Origin of the sequence: Variovorax sp. J22G73 (assembly GCF_030317035.1) — a bacterium.
GTDB lineage: Bacteria > Pseudomonadota > Gammaproteobacteria > Burkholderiales > Burkholderiaceae_C > Variovorax.
In genome coordinates this window covers 697,195-714,550 of sequence record NZ_JASZYK010000001.1, presented here as the reverse complement: position 1 = coordinate 714,550, position 17,356 = coordinate 697,195, and the positions used below count along the sequence as shown (strand labels likewise).

Here is a 17,356-nt window from a genome sequence, read left to right as displayed (position 1 = left end):
GGCACGGATTCGGGTTTTTACCTAATCCTTCTTATACCGCCCCTGCTCAGTCGGTCAGGCGCAGGAAGGTATCGCGGTAGTGCGCCAGCTCTTCGATGGATTCGTGCACGTCGGCCAGCGCGGTGTGTGCCTGCTGCTTCTTGAAACTGTTGTAGGCCGTGGGCTTCCAGCGCTTCGCCAGCTCCTTGAGGGTGCTGACGTCGAGGTTGCGGTAATGAAAGTACGCCTCCAGCTTGGGCATGAACTTGACCAGGAAGCGCCGGTCCTGCCCGATGGTGTTGCCGCACATGGGCGAGCCGCTGCGCGGGATGTACTTGGCGATGAATTCGAGCAACAGCTTCTCGGCGGCGGCTTCGTCGAGCGTGGAGGCCTTTACCTTGTCGATCAGGCCGCTGCGGCCATGCGTGCCCTTGTTCCAGGCGTCCATGGCGTCGAGCACGGCGTCGCTCTGGTGAATGACGAGCACGGGGCCGTCGATGCGCGGCGTCAGGTCGGGGCCGGTGACCACCACGGCGATTTCGAGCAAGAACTCCTTTTCAGGGTCCAGGCCGCTCATTTCGCAGTCCAGCCAGACCAGGTTCTGGTCGCTTCTCTTCAGGGTGGGCACGGCGGCCGGGGATGTCGGGTCTAGGGATTCGGGCATCGCAGGATTGTCGTCGAAGGCCTGCGGCCCCAGATGCCGGGGACTAAACTCGCCGGTCCATATCTATGTCCTATTCCCTCATTTTCACCATTGCTTTCGCAATCGCGCTGGTTGCGGGCCTGCTCGTGAAGTTCTGGCTGGCGTCGCGCCAGGTGCGTCATGTGGCGCAACACCGGGGCGCGGTTCCGGCCGCATTCGCCCAGACCATCACCCTCACAGCGCACCAGAAAGCTGCCGACTACACCATCGCGAAGGCACGCTTCGGCCTGATCGAGCTGGCCTGGAGCGCGGCACTGCTGCTGGCCTGGACGCTGCTCGGCGGGCTCGACGTGCTCAACAAGCTGCTTTTGACATGGCTGGGCGGCGGCATGGTGCAGCAGCTGGTGCTCCTGGGCGCCTTCGCGCTGATCGGCGGGCTGCTCGAGTTGCCGTTCACACTCTGGCAGACCTTCAGGCTCGAGGAGCGCTTCGGCTTCAACAAGATGACCTGGAAGCTCTGGCTGGCCGACACCCTCAAGTCGACTGCGCTGGGCGCCATCATCGGCCTGCCGATCGCCGCGCTGATCCTCTGGCTCATGGGCGCCGCCGGCCAGCTGTGGTGGCTTTGGGCATGGGGCGCGTGGATGGGTTTCAACCTGCTGCTGATGCTGATCTACCCGACCTTCATCGCCCCGCTGTTCAACAAGTTCAAGCCGCTGGACGATCCCACGCTCAAGGCACGCGTCACGGCGTTGATGAAGCGCTGCGGCTTCGCTGCCAAGGGCCTGTTCGTGATGGACGGCAGCACGCGCAGCGCGCACGCCAATGCCTACTTCACCGGTTTCGGCGCCAGCAAGCGCGTGGTGTTCTATGACACGTTGCTGCGCCAGCTGAATGCCCGCGAGGTAGAAGCGGTTCTCGCGCACGAGCTCGGCCATTTCAAGCATCGTCACATCGTGAAGCGGCTTATTGCCATGTTCGCGTTGAGCCTGGCCGGCTTCGCCCTGCTGGGCTGGGTGTCCACACAAGTCTGGTTCTACACAGGCCTGGGCGTACAGCCCAACATGAGCGCGCCCAACAGCGCCCTCGCCCTGTTGCTTTTCATGCTCGCCGTGCCGGTGTTCGGCTTCTTCGTCGCGCCTCTGCCCGCACGGCTGTCGCGCAAGCACGAGTTCGAGGCCGATGCCTACGCCATCGCCCAAACGAGCGGCGCCGACCTGTCGGCCGCCCTGCTCAAGCTCTACCAGGACAACGCCTCGACGCTCACGCCAGACCCGCTGTTCGTCAGCTTCTACTACTCCCATCCGCCCGCTTCCGAACGCCTCGCGCGCATGACGGCGGCGGCGTGACCCGTTCACTTTCAATTTCTTCGCGAAGCCTTTCATGAGCAGCATGTTCAAGCCCAAAGACTGGAAAAACCTTCCTGCCCGCAAAGCCCTGAGCGCCACCGAGATCGTGGCCGGCCTCGCGCGACTCGACGGCTGGAAGCTCACCGGCGACGGCGCGGACGTCGCCATCGAGAAGACCTTCAGCTTCGCCAATTACTTCGAGACCATCGCCTTCGTGAACGCGCTGGCTTTCGTCGCGCACACGCAAGACCACCACCCCGACCTGTCGGTGCACTACAACCGCTGCGTGGTGCGCTTCAACACGCACGATGTGGGTGGCCTGTCGGTCACCGACTTCGACTGCGCGCGCCAGGCCGATGCGCTGGTCGCCAGCCCGGGTCCCGCCGCATGACGGAACTCGCTTTTGGCTAAGCCGGCCCGCCGCGCCACGCCCGCGGCCCCTGCCGCGAAGGCGCTGAACGACGGCCTCGTCGTCGCCAGCCACGGGCGCCACTGCCTGGTCGAGACACCCACGGGCGAGCGGCTGATCTGCCACCCGCGCGGCAAGAAAAGCCAAGCCGTGGTCGGCGACCGCGTGCTCTGGCAAGCCACCGAGGACGAAGGCACCATCGAACAAGTGCTGCCGCGGCGCAACCTGTTCTATCGGCAGGACGAGATCCGCACCAAGTCGTTCGCGGCCAACCTCGACCATGTGCTGATCCTGATCGCGGCGGAGCCGGAGTTTTCAGAGCACCAACTCGCGCGCGCCTTGATAGCGGCGCAGGCCGAACGCATCACGCCGATCATCGCGCTCAACAAGAGCGACCTGGTCGAGCCCTTCGAGCGCGCCTGGACCAAGCTGGCGCCCTACCGGCGCATGCACCACGGCGTGCTGCCGCTGTCGCTGAAGGCGTCGGGCGAAGCCGACTACGCCTCGCTGATGAAGCTGCTGGCAGGCAAGTCCACGCTGGTGCTGGGCCCCTCGGGCTCGGGCAAGAGCACGCTGACCAACCTGCTGGTGCCGGGCGCCACCGTGCTGACGCAGGAGATTTCTCAGGCGCTGAACTCGGGCAAGCACACCACCACCAGCACCACCTGGTACTGGATCGACGAAGCCCGCAGCACCGGGCTGATCGACTCGCCGGGCTTCCAGGAATTCGGGCTCAACCACATCGAGCCCACGCAACTCGCCGGCCTGATGCCCGACATTGCCGAGCACATGGGCGACTGCAAGTTCTACAACTGCACCCACCTGCACGAACCCGGCTGTGGCGTGATCGCGAACGTGGAGACGGCGGGCAAGCCCGGCGCCATCAGCGCGAGCCGCTACAGGATCTACGGCGAACTCTTCGCCGAACTGAGCCAGAAGCGGTACTGAGCAGCCGCGATCCCCAGCGGCCGGCTCAGCCGAGCCAGACCCGGTACGACTTCCAGGTCGGGTCGAAAACCAGGTCCAGCGTCACGGGCACGTCCATGTCTTCCTGCAGCGCTTGCGCATGCGTGATCGCCGCCGCCGCGTCGGCCACCTGAAAGTTGACCGTGCGCACGCCCTCCTCCAGCACCACGTGCGTGCAGCAACCGGCCTCATGCGTCTGCAGCAGCGCGGTCAGCCGGTCTTCGTAGGCGCGGGCGTCTTCCAGCTCTTCGCCCGAAGTCACCGGCATCGCGGCCGACAGCCGATGGCCGAGGTCGGCGCGCCCCAGCAGTGAGGTGGCGGAGTCGTTGCGCATGACGACCAGTTCGATCTCGCTGCCGTCCTCGGCTTCGCGCGTGGCCGTCAGGCCTGACCACGCGTGCTCGCCCACCGGGAACACGCCGGTATGGCCGAGCTCGTCGCGCCAGCAGGCATCGAACACCGGCACGAAGGCATCGAGCGACACGCCCTCGAAGTCCGCGCTGTCTTGCGCGTCGACATAGTCGACCGGGCCGACCTTCACCGCCGTGTCGTACTCGCCCAGGATGTGGTCGAGCATGATGAGGCTCATGTGGCGCGCGTGGTCCTGCATGTCCATCGGAATGGGCTTGGCGAAACCGATTTCCAGCGCTACCAGGCCGTCGTAGGGTTCGTGCTTGACCAGGATGTCGGCGCTTGCCAGTTCGAAGTCGCTCATGCGAATGCCAAAGCCCTCGCCGGTGCGCTGGCGAAATGCCTCCACCTCGACCTGCGGCAACACGGGGCTGCTGTGTGCGAGCGCCATCACATCGTCGAAGTCGTCGACGGAGCCATGTGCCGTCAACACCAGCTTGAAGCTGGGTGGCTCGCCGGCCACCTCGGCAGCCAGCCGCGGAAAGAAGGGCTCGAGCAGGGCGTTCAGCGCCTGCACCAGCTCGTGGGCCGGGAGGGCCCGCAAACTGTCGAGCTCGGCGCTCAAGGTTTTCCAGAAGCCTGCGCAGGCCGCTGCGCGCGGGTCGGAGTCGAGGGTCGACATTGCCGGAAGGTCCTTTGGTGTGTTCAGGCGGTGGGCCCAAGAATGTCTTGCAGGCATTGCACAAGCGTGCTGCATTGCTCGCGCGTGCCGATGCTGATGCGCAGGTATTGCGCGACGCGCTGCTGCTTGAAATGCCGCACCAGCACAGCGCGCTCGCGCAACGCCGCAGCCAGTTCGGCGGCGTCGCGCTGCGGATGGCGAGCGAAAACGAAATTGGCCTGCGACGGCAGCACCTCGAAGCCCAGGTCTTCCAGCTGGAGGCACAGGCCTTCGCGGGTGTCGACGATCTTGTCGCGCGTGCCGCGGAACCAGTCTTCGTCGTCGAGGGCGGCCAACGCGCCCGCTGAGGCCAGGCGGTCGATCGGGTAGGAGTTGAAGCTGTCCTTGACGCGCACCAGCGCGTCGATCAGCTGCGCCTGCCCGCACGCAAAACCCACCCGCAGGCCGGCCAGCGAGCGCGCCTTGGAAAGTGTCTGCACGACCAGCAGGTTGGGGTATTTATCGATCAGCGGCAGCGCGCTTTCGCCGCCGAAATCGACATACGCTTCATCGACCAGCACCACGCGGTTGGCGCAGGCCTGGAGCAGCTGCTCGATGCGCGCCAGCGGCTGGCCGATGCCGGTGGGGGCGTTGGGGTTCGCAATGACGACGCCCGCGCAGCCTCGGCTCGCGCGCGCGGCCATGGCGTCGATGTCGATGCGCAGGCCGTCGTCCACCGGCTGCAGCTCGCAGTCGATGCCGTACAGCTGCGCATAGACCTTGTAGAAGCTGTAGCTCACGTCCGGCATCAACAGCGGCTCGGCCTGCTGGAAGAAGGCGAAGAACGCGTGCGCCAGCACTTCATCTGAGCCGTTGCCGGCGAACACCTGCTCGGGCTTCAGCGCATGGCGACGCGCAACGGCTTCGCGCAAGGCGAGCGATGTCGGGTCGGGATAGCGCTCCAGCCCCTCTTCCGCCGCACGCCGGATCGCCTCGACGGCCATCGGCGACGGCGGGTACGGGTTCTCGTTGGTGTTCAGCTTCACGAGGTTCGCGATGCGCGGCTGCTCGCCGGGCACGTACGGCTCGAGCGCGCCGATGCGCGGGCTCCAGAAAGCCGGCACGGGATCTGTCATGAAATTCTCCTGCGGCTCAGCCCAGCAGGCGAGCAAGGGTCAGCAAGGCCAACAGCACCATCCACATGACGACCGAACGCCATACCAGGCCCACGACGCTGCGCAGATGGCCGGGCTCGGGCTCGCGCCCCGGGGTGCTGCCGCTGTCGATGCGGCGCCCGTCGACCATCGACTCGCCGGCCTGCGCGCGCGACAGCGGATCGGTCACGGGAATGGGGCTCAGCGAGCCGCCGCCCAGGCGCACGTTCACCGCGCCGGACGTCGCGGCGAGGATCACGCCGTCGTTCTCGTTGGGGAAGCGCTGCGCGTCGTTGCGCCAGCAGTCGATGGCTTCCTCGAAGCTGCCGACCACGGCGAAACCCAGCGCGGTGATGCGCGCAGGGAGCCAGTCGATGGCATGCCAGGCGCGCGCGCCGGCCTCCTGCACCGCGACACTCGACGGCTGCACCGCGGCGCCGTTCTTGTGGGCCCAGTAGCGCGAGACAAATTCGCTCATGCGATAGAACACGGCGCCCGCCGGTCCGAGGCCGATGGCCGCGATGATCGAGAACCACGCCAGCACGCCGAACACGTGGCGGTGTGCGGCAATCACCGAATGCTCGATGACGTGGCGCACGATTTCGCTGCGCGGCAGGTCGGCCGCATCGACGCCTTGCCAGTGTGCAAGCAGCGAGCGCGCGAGCGGCTCGTCGCCTTCGTCGAGGGCATCGCGGATGTCTGTGAAGTGGTGGCTGAACTGTCGGAAGCCCAGCGTGACGTAGAGCACCGCGATGCTCCAGAGCACCGCGAACGGCAGGCCGAGCGTGAGCACCAGCAGCCAGTGAACGCCCAGCGCGATGAGCGTGGGCACGAACACCGCGAGGCCCCATGCGATCCATCCGTGATGCGGCTTGCCCGCGTCGAAGTTGCGGCTGGTCCAGCGCGTCCACGCCAGGACACCGCCGTACACGGGGTTGTGCGGGCCCAGGGGCCGCACCTGCTCGATCAGCAGCGCGCACAGGATGGCAAAAAAGCTCATCCTTCGATGATAGCGAGAGCGCCTGACGGTTCAGGCCTTCCGGGCACGGGTCTCAGGCCGCGAGAAAGCGGTAGAGATTGCGCAGCATGCCCGCGGTCGCGCCCCACACGAAGCGCTCGTCGGGGCCGTCCTGGTAGGGCATCGAGTACCACTGGCGCCGGCTGCCGTCCACCGCGCTCACGGTATGGCGGCGATGGTTGGCGGGGTCCATCAACCAGGCCAGCGGCACCTCGAAGGCGTGCGCCACTTCGTAGGGGTTGATGGTGAGTTCGAAATCGGGCTGCACCAGCGCGACCACCGGCGTCACGATGAACGATGTCACCGTGGTGTAGGTCGGCAAGCTGCCGAGCACCTCGATGAACTGCGCCGACAGGCCGACCTCTTCCCATGCTTCGCGCAACGCGGCAGCGGCGATGTTCGCGTCTTCGGGGTCGACACGACCGCCTGGAAACGCCACCTGGCCCGAATGGTTCGACAGGTGGGTGGTGCGCTCGGTGAGCAGCACGGTCGCGCCTTGCGGACGCTGGACGATGGGCACGAGCACCGCAGCCTGCGCGGGCGCGCGGTCGATCATGCGCGGCTCCCGGCGCAGCTCAGGTTCCCACGCGGGCGGGGAGGCGAAGCGCGCGCGCAATGCCTGTGCCGCCAACTGGTCGACGGCCACCGCCGGCAAGCCATCGCTGCCATCCACGAACGGCGCCTCGCGCGGGTCGAACTGCAGCAGCGTGGGCGGTACCACGGCATTGATGGGTTCGACGGGAGCGGATTGCATGGAGGCGGCGGAGGTAGAAGTGGTCAAGAGGCGTTGAGTAGAGCGTAAAAAGGCAAAGCTGTCTTTTTGTGCGAAGCACCAATGCAAAAAGCCGCCAGAGCGGCGGCTTTTCTTGCACGACAGGGCTGCTTATTTGGCAGCGGCCGTCGACTTGCTCGGCAGCTTTTCCTTGATGCGTGCCGAACGACCGCTGCGTTCGCGCAGGTAGTACAGCTTGGCGCGGCGCACATCGCCGCGGCGCTTGACTTCGATGCCGGCGATCAGCGGGCTGTAGGTCTGGAACGTACGTTCCACGCCTTCGCCACTGGAGATCTTGCGCACGGTGAAGCCGCTGTTGAGGCCACGGTTGCGCTTGGCGATCACGACGCCTTCGTAGGCCTGCACGCGCTTGCGGGTGCCTTCGACGACGCTCACGCTCACGATGACGGTGTCACCAGGCATGAAATCGGGAATGGTTTTGCCGAGGCGGGAAATTTCTTCCTGCTCGAGGGTCTGGATGAGGTTCATGATTTCCTGAAAGTCGATCGTGTCGGGCTACACAAAGGGCGCCTTGGGCTTTCGACGGTGAACCGTTGAAAGGACCGGCGCGGCCGGGCAGAGGATCGCGGAGCCCGAGATTATAGCTTTTTTTTCAGCGCGGCTTCATCGGCCTTGCCGAGGCGGCCTGCAGCGCGGGCCGAGTCGATGAGTTCCGGGCGCCGGGCGGCCGTGATGGCCAGGCGCTGGTCGCGCCGCCAGCGCTCGATCTGCGCGTGGTGGCCCGAGAGCAAAGCCGCCGGCACGCCCTGTCCGTTCCATTGCTCGGGCCGCGTGTAGTGCGGGCAATCGAGCAGGCCGTCGAGCGCAGGGTTGAAGCTGTCCTGCACATGGCTGGCTTCGTCGCCGAGCACGCCGGGCTGCAGCCGCGCCACCGCGTCGAGCAGCGCCATGGCAGCGATTTCTCCTCCGGAGAGAACGAAATCGCCGAGGCTGATCTGGTGCGTGACACGCGTATCGATGAAGCGCTGGTCGATGCCTTCGTAGCGGCCGCAGACCAGCACCGCCCCCTCGCTGGCCGACCAGCGCTCGACCGACTCGTGCCGCAGTGCCTCGCCGATCGGCGAGAACAGCACGACCGGCGCTTGCGCGCCACGCGCCGCGAGCACCGCATCGAGGCAGGCCGAAAGCGGCTCCGCCATCATCACCATGCCTGGGCCGCCGCCGAACGGGCGGTCGTCCACGCGCTTGTAGTTGCCCAACGCGAAATCGCGCGGATTCCACAACACGACCTCGACCTGCTTCGATTCGTAGGCGCGGCGCGTCACGCCGCTGGCCATGAAAGGCGCGAACAGTTCGGGAAACAGCGTGAGGACGTCGAAGCGCATGCCGCGCGGGCGCCGGTCAGTATTCGGGTTGCCAGTCGACCGTGATCAGGCGACCGGGCAGGTCGACCTTGTCGACGAAAACCGAGACGAAGGGCACCATCCGTTCGACGGGCTTGCCGTCTTCTTCGGCGGTCAGCACCAGCGTGGTCTGAGGGCCGGTGGCGAGCAGCTCGCGCACCGCGCCGAGCACGACGCCTTCGCGATTGACCACCGACAGGCCGATCAGGTCGACCCAGTAGTACTCGTCGTCGCCGGCAGTGGGAAAGCTGGAGCGTGGCACGAACACGCGCGCCCCGCGCAGCGCTTCGGCCGCGTTGCGATCGGGCACGTCGTCGGACGTGGCGACGATGCAGTCGGAATGTTCTTTGGCCTCGCGGATCGCGAGCCGGAAAGCGCTGCTGGCCGAGGCTCCGGGAGCCTGCAGGAACCAGCGCTTGGAAGAGAAAAGCGCCTCGGGTTGAGCGCTGTGGGGCAGGACCTTGAACCAGCCCTTGATGCCCCATGCGTCGGCGATGCGCCCTACTTCAATCGCGTCCGCCGGCAATTCGGCGGTTTCGAGTGCGGGCAACATCGCCTAGCGGGACGGCTTAGGCCGCCGCCTTGGGAGCTGCCGAAGCAGCTTGCTTGATGATGCGCAGGACCGTGGGCGAAGCTTGTGCGCCAACGCTCTTCCAGTACGCCAGGCGGTCCTGGGCAATACGGATGCTTTCTTCGTTTTCCTTGGCGGTCGGGTTGTAGAAACCCAGGCGCTCGATGAAACGGCCATCGCGGCGAACGCGCTTGTCCGACACGACGATGTTGAAGAACGGACGGCCTTTGGAGCCGCCGCGGGAGAGTCGAATGACGACCATGATTTATCCTTGGGTGGTCAGCAGGCCTTATGGATGAAGAAGAGGCCCGCTCACAATGTTCTTCCAGCGTCGAGACACGCGACATGGCCACCCGGCCAGCGACACGCTGAAAAGCCTGCGATTATAGCCCGACACGCGTTTTCTCCGAATTCCGGCCTCGCGCCTTCTGTTTCCATCCGCATGCCCCTCACCATCCGCCCCAGCCGCGACGAAGACGTTGCAGCCATCACGGCCATCTACGCCCACCACGTGCTGCACGGCACCGGCACCTTCGAAACAGAGCCTCCCTCCCCTGCCGACATGGCCGCCCGCCGCGCGGACGTTCTGGGCAGGAACCTGCCTTACCTGATCGCCGAAGAAAATTCGGAAGTGTTGGGTTTTGCCTACTGCAACTGGTTCAAACCGCGCCCGGCCTACCGTTTTTCAGCCGAAGACTCGATCTACATGTCCGAGTCAGCACGCGGCAAAGGCCTGGGCGCGAAGCTGCTGGCGGCGCTGTCGCAAGCGGCCGAAGCGGCCGGCGTGCGCAAGCTGATCGCGGTGATCGGCGACTCCGCCAACGCCGGCTCCGTCGGCGTGCACCGCAGCCAGGGTTTCACGCATGTCGGCGTGCTGAAAGACTGCGGCTGGAAGTTCGGCGAATGGCGCGACGTGGTGCTGATGGAGAAGGTGCTCGGCGAAGGCAGCACCACAAAACCCGAATGACCCCCGAATGACCCCCGAATGAAAAACAAGACCACCGCCGCCTGGCTCACCTTCCTGGGCGGCCCGCTCGGCCTGCACCGCTTCTACCTGCGGGGCGTCGGCGACTGGCTCGGCTGGCTGCTGCCCATTCCCACCGCGCTGGGCGTTTACGGCATCGAGCGCGTGCGGATGTACGGGGTGGACGACGGTCTCAGCTGGGCACTGATTCCCTTGCTGGGCTTCACCATCGCCGGCTGCGCGCTGATGGCCATCGTCTATGGCCTGATGACGCCGGAGAAGTGGAATGCACGCTTCAACACCAGCGCGCCGACCGATGCCGCTCCCGGCCAGACCAACTGGTTCACCATCGGCGCGGTGGTGCTGGCCCTCTTCTTCGGCAGCACGATCCTGATGGCCAGCATCGTGTTCAGCTTCCAGCGCTACTTCGAGCACCAGATCGAGGAAGGCCGCAAGATTTCCCAGTGACCGCTCAGGCGCTCAGAACAACTGGATGCTGATCCAGTAGGCGATCGCGGCGACGAAGGCCGACGCCGGGATCGTGAAGATCCACGCCCACACGATGTTCCCCGCCACGCCCCAGCGCACCGCGCTCGCGCGCTGCGTCGAGCCAACACCGACGATGGCGCCGGTGATGGTGTGCGTGGTCGACACCGGTATGCCCAGCGCGGTGGCCAGGAACAGCGTCAGCGCCCCGCCCGTCTCGGCACAGAAGCCGCCCACGGGCTTGAGCTTGGTGATCTTCTGGCCCATCGTCTTCACGATGCGCCAACCGCCGAACATGGTGCCCAGCGCAATCGCCGTGTAGCAGCTCACGATGGTCCACAGCGGCGGCGCCGCGTCGCTGGCCGAGGCGTAGCCGGTGGCAATCAGCAGCATCCAGATGATGCCGATGGTCTTCTGCGCGTCGTTGCCGCCGTGGCCCAGGCTGTACGCGCCCGCGGACACCAGCTGCAGCCGGCGGAACCAGCGGTCCACGCGCGAAGGCGTGGCCCGGCGAAAGCCCCAGGCCACCGCGATCATCATCAGCGAGCCCAGCAGGAAGCCCAGCAGCGGCGACACGAAGATGAAGGCCACCGTCTTCCAGATGCCCGAGGCCACCAGGCCGGCGGTGCCGGTCTTGGAGATCACCGCGCCCACGATGCCGCCGATGAGCGCGTGCGACGAGCTGCTCGGAATGCCGTAGTACCAGGTGACGAGGTTCCAGCTGATGGCGCCCACCAGCGCGCCGAACACCACGTGCACGTCGACCACGCCCGGCTGGGCAATGCCCTTGCCCACCGTGGCCGCCACGCTCAGATGAAAGATGAAGATCGCGATCAGGTTGAAGAAGGCCGCGAACACCACGGCCTGACCGGGCTTGAGCACGCCGGTGGAGACCACCGTCGCGATCGAGTTCGCGGCGTCGTGGAAGCCGTTCATGAAGTCGAACAGGATCGCCAGCGCGACCAGCACTATCACCACCCAAAGGGCGACCTGAACCGTTGCCATCGGTTGCTACCCGCTCAGGAATTCTCGAGGACGATGCCCTCGATCACGTTGGCCACGTCCTCGCACTTGTCGGTGATCGTCTCGAGCAGCTCGTAGATCGCCTTCAGCTTGATCACTTCGCGCACGTCGGGCTCTTCGCGGAAGAGCTTGCTCATGGCGCTGCGCATCACGCGGTCGGCGTCCGACTCGAGGCGGTCGATTTCCTCGCAGGTCTTCAGCGTGGCCTCGGCCACGGCGGGGTCGGCGATCTTGCCCAGGAACTTGACGGCGTCCTTCAGGCGGTCGCAGCACTTCACGCTCAGCGCGGTGAGGCGCACGATCTCGTCGGTCATGTGGCGCACGTCGTACAGCGCCATGGTCTCGGCCGAGTCCTGGATCAGGTCGGCCACGTCGTCCATCGTGTTGATGAGCTTGTGGATCTGCTCGCGGTCGATGGGCGTGATGAAAGTCTTGTGAATGAGCCGGTTGACGTCGTGAGTCACGCGGTCGGCCGCGCGCTCGGCGTTGTCGACGTCGCGGTTGTACTGCTCGCGCAGGTGCACGTCGTTGTAGTTGGCCACCAGCTGTTCGAAGGCGCGTGCCGCCTCGACGATGCGCTCGGCATGCTGGTTGAACATCTCAAAAAAATTCCCCTCGCGGGGCAACAGCTTGCCGAACATGACAACTCCTGGGACGCGCCAATCACAATTTCATGACGCCTTCATGAAAAACCGGCGAAGTTTAACGGGCGCAGCGGCACAAACCCGCAGCACCGGCTTTTTTCAGACCCAGGAACAGCCGCGATTCAGCCCTGCAGGCGCAGCACCGGCAGGTGCCAGCCGCCGAAGATGCCGCCCAGGCGCAGCGCCACGATCAGTAGCACCCCGGCATGAAAGGCCCAGCGCCGCGGCACGCCGCCCGCCTGCAGCAGCAGGTAAGCAGCAATGCCCGCGATGGCGGCACCGTAGATGCCGCTGCTGAGCAGCAGCGGCACGTGCGCGGTGAACACGTCGCGCAGCAGGCCGCCGGCCGCGCCGGTCATGGTGCCGACCAACAACACGATGACGGCCGGCAGGCGCCGCTCCTCAGCCACCTGTGCGCCGGTGATGGCGAAAAGCCCGAGCCCCAGCGCGTCGGCCACGGCCAGTGCGTGCTCGGGCACCGGCAGCAAATGGACCCAGGCGATGGTGAACGCGCAGGCGGCCAGGATCACGTAGACGTAGCGCGTGTCCTTGATCCAGAACACCGGATGGCGGTCGAGCAGCAGGTCGCGCAGCGTGCCGCCGCCGACCGCCGTGACCGAGGCGATCACCACCACGCCCAGCCAGTCGAGCCCCGCGTGCCCGGCCGCCAGTGCCCCGCTGACCGCGAACACCGCCACGCCGGCGAGATCGAGGACGTAGAGCAGAAGCACTGCGGCAGCGCGGGCGGCCGCGTCAGGTGATGCGCTTGACCACCTGGCCCGTGACGCGTGCCAGCGCGGCGCGCGGCACCTTGTCGGGCGCAATTTCGGCCAGCGGCTTCAGCACGAAGGCGCGCTCGCGCATGCGCGGGTGCGGCAACGTGAGCGTGGGGGTGTCCATCACCGAATTGCCGTGCATCAGCAGGTCGAGGTCGAGCGTGCGCGGCGCGTTGGGAAAGGGGCGCTCGCGGCCGGCCTGCGTTTCCAGGCGCTGCAACGCCACCAGGAACTGCTCGGCGTCCAGCCCGGTGCGCACGGCGACCACGGCATTGACGAAATCGGGGCCTTCCGCGTCCACCGGATCGCTGCGGTAGAGCGACGAGCGGGCCGTCACCTGGGTGCGCTGCAGCGCGCCGATGGCCGCCATGGCCGCCTTCACGGACGCCTCGGCGTCGCCCAGGTTGGCGCCGATGGCGACGAAGGCCTGCACGGTGGGGTAGTCCTCGCGCAGGCCGCGCGGGGCACGGCGGGCGGGCGGGCCGCTCCTGGCGCCGGCCGGCGGCGGCTTGCCGCCTGCGCGCGGCGGTGCAGTCCTGGGCCTGGCGGCGGGCTTTACCGCATCTTTTGCCGGCGCTTTGGTCACCCCTGTGGCCACCTTTTTTGCCGCGGCCTTCGCGGGCGGATTCTTCGCGTCTTTCTTGCCGTCCTTCGGCCGGTCGAACGCGCTCATTCGCCTGCGGCGCTGCCGCCGCCCTCACCACCGCCACCTGCGGGGCGCGGCTTGCGGCGGCGCCGGCGCTTGCGCGGCACGGCCTCGCCATCGGGCGGCACGGCACCGGCCTCGATTTCGGGCTCGTCTTCGGAGTCCGAATCGCGGCTTTCTTGTCCGACCAGTTCGCCACGCGGCTTCGGCGGCGGCGGCGTTTCACGCACCCGCACGCGCTGGCGCACCTTCTGTTCTTCGCGCACCTGCTCCAGCAGGTCCTGGCGGCGCAGGTCGTCGGCGGTGCTGAACTCCTGCCACCACTCGGCGATGGCCTCGCTCACCTCGCCCACGTCGGCGCGCAGGCGCATGAAGTCGAAGGCAGCGCGAAAACGCGCCTGCTCGACCAGGCTGTAGGGCGTGGAGCCGGTGCGCTTGTCGAAACGCGGCTGCATCATCCAGATCTCGCGCATGTCGGCGGCCAGCTTGCCGCGGCCCGACACATCGCCGATGCGCGAATTGAACACGTCGTCGATGGCGTCCTGCAGTGCCGGGAACGGCGGTTGCGCGCGCTGGCCGTGGCGGCCTTCCTGGCGCTGGGCCCAGCCGTCGCGCACGTCGGCCCACAGCACGCAGGCCAGCAGGAAGCTGGGCGCCACGGGCTTGCCTTCGCCCACGCGGCGGTCGGTGTCCTGCAGGGCCGCACGCACGAAGGGCTGGTCGGCGCGCTCCACCACCACGTCGAGCAGCGGGTAGATGCCGCGCGCCAGGCCGAGCTTGTTGAGCTGCTCGATGGTGGCGATGGCATGGCCGGTCTGCAACAACTTGAGCATTTCGTCGAACAGGCGACTCTGCGGCACGTCGGCCAGCAGCTTGCTCGACTCGATGAGCGGGGCGGCTGTCTTGGCTTCCATCTTGAAGCCCAGGGCCGCGAGCTTGGCCGAGAAGCGAATGGCGCGAATGATGCGCACCGGGTCTTCGCGGTAGCGCGTGGCCGGGTCGCCGATCATGCGCAGCGTGAGCTTCTGCGCGTCCTTGATGCCGTTGTGATAGTCCACCACCACCTGGTTGGCCGGGTCGTAGTACATGGCGTTCACGGTGAAGTCGCGGCGCGCCGCGTCTTCTTCCTGCGGGCCCCAGACGTTGTCGCGCAGCACGCGGCCGCTGGCGTCCACGGCGTGCTTCATGCTCGCGAGCTCGCCCTTGCTGGTGCGCTCGTTGCCCGACACCTGCTCGGCGGCGGTGTTGTCCATGTAGGCGCGGAAGGTGGACACCTCGATCACCTCGTGCTCGCGCCCGCGGCCGTACACCACGTGCACGATGCGAAAGCGCCGCCCGATGATGAAGGCGCGGCGAAACAGCGACTTGACCTGCTCGGGCGTGGCGTTGGTGGCCACGTCGAAGTCCTTGGGGCGCAGCCCCAGCAGCAGGTCGCGCACCGCGCCGCCCACCACGTAGGCCTCGTACCCCGCCTGCTGCAACGTGGTGACCACGTTCTTCGCGCGTTCGTCGACCAGGGCCGGATCGATCTTGTGCACCTCGGCCGGCACCTCCTGGCGCTTGCCGAAGCGGCTCTTGCCCTGCGTGCTGTCGGCGGATTTGCCGAGCAGCTTGTCGATGAATTTCTTGATCATTGTTGGTTGGAAGCCTTGTTCGCTCTTTTATTCGTTCTCGAGCATGGAGCGGATCAGCGGGATGGTGATCGCGCGTTGCGTCTGCAGGGCGTAGCCGTCGAGCTGCGTGAGCAGCTCCATCAGGCTGCCCAGGTCGCGGCTGAAGCGGTGCAGCATGTAGTCGAGCACGTCGTCGGACAGCATCACGCCGCGCGCATCGGCCGCCTGGCGCAGCACCGCGCGGCGTTCGCTCTCGCTGAGCACCTGCAGGTGGAACACATGGCCCCAGCCCAGGCGGGTGCGCAGGTCCTCGCGCAGCGTCAGGTCGGCCGGCGGCAAGGCACCGGCGGCCACCACGCCGCGCTGCAGGGTCTGGGCGTTGACGAACCAGTTGAATGCCGCGTGCTGCTGCACGGCGGTGTAGAGGTGCACGTCGTCGAGCAAGACGGCGCCCCAGCGCTCGTCGAACTCGGGCGGCTCCAGCAGGCCGGCGTGGAGCCAGCCCACGCTGGCGCCCTGCTCTTTCAGTGCGACACGCACCGATTCGAGCAGATGGGTCTTGCCACTGCCGCCTTCGCCCCACAGGTAGGTCGGCACCGGCGAGTGCAGCGCAGGGCTGCCGGCGGCGCCCACCCACACTTGCAGGTGGCGCAGCGCCGCCTCGTTGGGGCCGGCAAAAAAGGCGTCGAAGCTGGGGCCCGTCGCAATGCCGATATCGAGCGCGAGCTGTTTCATCCCGGGAAGGTTCATGGAGGGGGCCGCGAGGGCCCTTAAAATCGTGAGGAATTCTATCGGCCCGGCCACCCCGGTTGCCGGCGCCCCCTTCAGTTCCTGCGCTTCGCACCCTTTCGCGTCTTTCGCTGCTCTTCCCGACCTCTCTTCCCGACCTCGACCCCTATGACCTCCCCTACGCCCACCCCGCTCAGCTACAAGGATGCCGGTGTCGATATCGATGCCGGCGACGCCCTGATCGACCGCATCAAGCCGCTGGCGAAGAAGACCATGCGCGAAGGCGTGCTGGCCGGCATCGGCGGTTTCGGCGCCCTGTTCGAGGTGCCCAAGCGCTACAAGGAGCCGGTGCTGGTGAGCGGCACCGATGGCGTGGGCACCAAGCTCAAGCTGGCTTTCGAATGGAACATGCACGACACCGTCGGCATCGACCTGGTCGCCATGAGCGTGAACGACGTGCTGGTACAAGGCGCCGAGCCCCTCTTCTTCCTGGACTATTTCGCCTGCGGCAAGCTGGACGTCGACACCGCCGCGGCCGTGATCGGCGGCATTGCCCGCGGTTGCGAACTCTCGGGCTGCGCGCTCATCGGCGGCGAAACCGCTGAAATGCCCGGCATGTACCCCGCTGGCGAGTACGACCTGGCGGGCTTCGCGGTCGGCGCGGTCGAAAAGTCGAAGATCCTCACGGGCCAGAACGTCAAGCCCGGCGACGTGGTGCTCGGCCTGGCCTCGGCCGGCGTGCATTCCAACGGGTTCAGCCTGGTGCGCAAGGTGCTCGAACGCGCCGAGCAACAGGAGGGCGGCCTGCCCGCCATGCTCGACGGCAAGCCCCTGCGCGACGCCGTGATGGCGCCCACCCGCCTCTACGTGAAGCCCGTGCTCGAGGCGCTGGCTAAGCACCCGATCAAGGCGCTGGCCCACATCACCGGCGGCGGCCTGCTCGAGAACATTCCGCGCGTGCTGCCCGAAGGCACGGCCGCCCACCTGAAGAAGGGCAGCTGGCCCCAGACCGAGCTGTTCGCCTGGCTGCAGAAGGTGGCCGGCATCGACGACATCGAGATGAACCGCACCTTCAACAACGGCATCGGCATGGTGGTGGTCATCGACGCGGCCGAAGCCGCGGCCTGCGCCGCCACGCTGCGCGCCGCCGGCGAATCGGTGCACGAGATCGGCGTGATCGCCGCGCGCGGCGAAGGCGCCGCGGTGATCGTCGGCTGAGCGCCGGCTGCTCCGTCCCC

21 protein-coding genes are annotated in these 17,356 nt (G+C 66.9%); 6 read left to right on the top strand and 15 right to left on the bottom strand.

Going from position 1 to position 17,356, the window contains the following annotated elements; translation table 11 throughout:
- Positions 1–46: 46 nt before the first annotated feature.
- Complete coding sequence (gene orn, locus QTI51_RS03225; RefSeq protein ID WP_116908181.1) at positions 47–643, bottom strand: oligoribonuclease; 597 nt, start codon at positions 641–643, stop codon at positions 47–49.
- A gap of 65 nt (positions 644–708) precedes the next feature.
- Here orn and QTI51_RS03220 point away from each other — a divergent pair, with 65 nt between their 5' ends.
- The 3 genes from QTI51_RS03220 to rsgA are packed head-to-tail and all read left to right on the top strand — an operon-like array spanning position 709 to position 3,328.
- Positions 709–1,971 (top strand): M48 family metallopeptidase, encoded by a 1,263-nt coding sequence (locus QTI51_RS03220; RefSeq protein WP_116908182.1) that lies wholly within the window; start codon positions 709–711, stop codon positions 1,969–1,971.
- Between the two features lie 34 nt (positions 1,972–2,005).
- The gene (locus QTI51_RS03215; protein WP_116908183.1) at positions 2,006–2,362 is read left to right on the top strand and encodes a 4a-hydroxytetrahydrobiopterin dehydratase; all 357 of its coding nucleotides are present in this window, start codon (positions 2,006–2,008) and stop codon (positions 2,360–2,362) included.
- A 12-nt stretch (positions 2,363–2,374) separates the two neighbouring features.
- Positions 2,375–3,328 (top strand): ribosome small subunit-dependent GTPase A, encoded by a 954-nt coding sequence (gene rsgA / locus QTI51_RS03210; protein WP_116908184.1) that lies wholly within the window; start codon positions 2,375–2,377, stop codon positions 3,326–3,328.
- 25 nt (positions 3,329–3,353) lie between these two features.
- On the opposite strand, the gene QTI51_RS03205 is transcribed toward rsgA, so the two are convergent.
- From QTI51_RS03205 to rpsP, 8 genes are all read right to left on the bottom strand, one after another.
- Positions 3,354–4,379, bottom strand: a complete 1,026-nt coding sequence (locus QTI51_RS03205; RefSeq protein WP_116908185.1) for a hypothetical protein — start codon at positions 4,377–4,379, stop codon at positions 3,354–3,356.
- 23 nt (positions 4,380–4,402) lie between these two features.
- On the bottom strand, positions 4,403–5,494 hold the full coding sequence (hisC, locus tag QTI51_RS03200; RefSeq protein WP_116908186.1) for a histidinol-phosphate transaminase: 1,092 nt from the start codon (positions 5,492–5,494) through the stop codon (positions 4,403–4,405).
- Positions 5,495–5,510: 16 nt separating this feature from the next.
- On the bottom strand, positions 5,511–6,512 hold the full coding sequence (locus tag QTI51_RS03195; protein ID WP_116908187.1) for a CobD/CbiB family protein: 1,002 nt from the start codon (positions 6,510–6,512) through the stop codon (positions 5,511–5,513).
- A 52-nt stretch (positions 6,513–6,564) separates the two neighbouring features.
- Positions 6,565–7,284: a CoA pyrophosphatase gene (locus QTI51_RS03190; RefSeq protein WP_116908188.1), complete on the bottom strand. Its 720-nt coding sequence runs from the start codon at positions 7,282–7,284 to the stop codon at positions 6,565–6,567.
- 129 nt (positions 7,285–7,413) lie between these two features.
- A complete protein-coding gene (gene rplS / locus QTI51_RS03185) occupies positions 7,414–7,791 on the bottom strand; it encodes a 50S ribosomal protein L19 (RefSeq protein WP_116908189.1) in 378 nt (125 codons plus the stop codon).
- Between the two features lie 110 nt (positions 7,792–7,901).
- Positions 7,902–8,648, bottom strand: coding sequence for a tRNA (guanosine(37)-N1)-methyltransferase TrmD (gene trmD / locus QTI51_RS03180; protein ID WP_116908190.1), 747 nt, complete (start codon positions 8,646–8,648; stop codon positions 7,902–7,904).
- Positions 8,649–8,664: 16 nt separating this feature from the next.
- The gene (gene rimM, locus QTI51_RS03175; protein ID WP_116908191.1) at positions 8,665–9,219 is read right to left on the bottom strand and encodes a ribosome maturation factor RimM; all 555 of its coding nucleotides are present in this window, start codon (positions 9,217–9,219) and stop codon (positions 8,665–8,667) included.
- Positions 9,220–9,235: 16 nt separating this feature from the next.
- A complete protein-coding gene (gene rpsP, locus QTI51_RS03170) occupies positions 9,236–9,499 on the bottom strand; it encodes a 30S ribosomal protein S16 (protein WP_093124286.1) in 264 nt (87 codons plus the stop codon).
- Between the two features lie 180 nt (positions 9,500–9,679).
- Here rpsP and QTI51_RS03165 point away from each other — a divergent pair, with 180 nt between their 5' ends.
- Positions 9,680–10,204 (top strand): GNAT family N-acetyltransferase, encoded by a 525-nt coding sequence (locus tag QTI51_RS03165; RefSeq protein ID WP_116908192.1) that lies wholly within the window; start codon positions 9,680–9,682, stop codon positions 10,202–10,204.
- 18 nt (positions 10,205–10,222) lie between these two features.
- Positions 10,223–10,669, top strand: coding sequence for a TM2 domain-containing protein (locus tag QTI51_RS03160; RefSeq protein ID WP_116908193.1), 447 nt, complete (start codon positions 10,223–10,225; stop codon positions 10,667–10,669).
- 12 nt (positions 10,670–10,681) lie between these two features.
- Here the strand turns inward: QTI51_RS03160 and QTI51_RS03155 are convergent, their stop codons facing one another.
- The 6 genes from QTI51_RS03155 to hda all read right to left on the bottom strand — a co-directional run bounded on the left by QTI51_RS03155 (position 10,682) and on the right by hda (position 16,124).
- Complete coding sequence (locus QTI51_RS03155) at positions 10,682–11,692, bottom strand: inorganic phosphate transporter (protein ID WP_116908194.1); 1,011 nt, start codon at positions 11,690–11,692, stop codon at positions 10,682–10,684.
- A gap of 14 nt (positions 11,693–11,706) precedes the next feature.
- Positions 11,707–12,351: a DUF47 domain-containing protein gene (locus QTI51_RS03150; protein WP_021006205.1), complete on the bottom strand. Its 645-nt coding sequence runs from the start codon at positions 12,349–12,351 to the stop codon at positions 11,707–11,709.
- Between the two features lie 125 nt (positions 12,352–12,476).
- Positions 12,477–13,085 (bottom strand): trimeric intracellular cation channel family protein, encoded by a 609-nt coding sequence (locus tag QTI51_RS03145; protein ID WP_116908195.1) that lies wholly within the window; start codon positions 13,083–13,085, stop codon positions 12,477–12,479.
- A 22-nt stretch (positions 13,086–13,107) separates the two neighbouring features.
- Positions 13,108–13,803 carry a 2-amino-4-hydroxy-6-hydroxymethyldihydropteridine diphosphokinase gene (gene folK / locus QTI51_RS03140; protein ID WP_116908196.1) on the bottom strand — a complete coding sequence of 232 codons (696 nt, stop codon included), beginning with the start codon at positions 13,801–13,803 and terminating at the stop codon, positions 13,108–13,110.
- Positions 13,800–15,410 (bottom strand): polynucleotide adenylyltransferase PcnB, encoded by a 1,611-nt coding sequence (pcnB, locus tag QTI51_RS03135; protein WP_116908197.1) that lies wholly within the window; start codon positions 15,408–15,410, stop codon positions 13,800–13,802. Before pcnB ends, folK begins: the two co-directional genes overlap by 4 nt.
- Positions 15,411–15,437: 27 nt before the next feature.
- Positions 15,438–16,124 carry a DnaA regulatory inactivator Hda gene (gene hda, locus QTI51_RS03130; protein WP_286512900.1) on the bottom strand — a complete coding sequence of 229 codons (687 nt, stop codon included), beginning with the start codon at positions 16,122–16,124 and terminating at the stop codon, positions 15,438–15,440.
- A 162-nt stretch (positions 16,125–16,286) separates the two neighbouring features.
- On the opposite strand from hda, the gene purM reads away from it, so the two are divergent.
- Positions 16,287–17,336, top strand: a complete 1,050-nt coding sequence (gene purM, locus QTI51_RS03125; RefSeq protein WP_286512902.1) for a phosphoribosylformylglycinamidine cyclo-ligase — start codon at positions 16,287–16,289, stop codon at positions 17,334–17,336.
- Positions 17,337–17,356 lie beyond the last annotated feature (20 nt).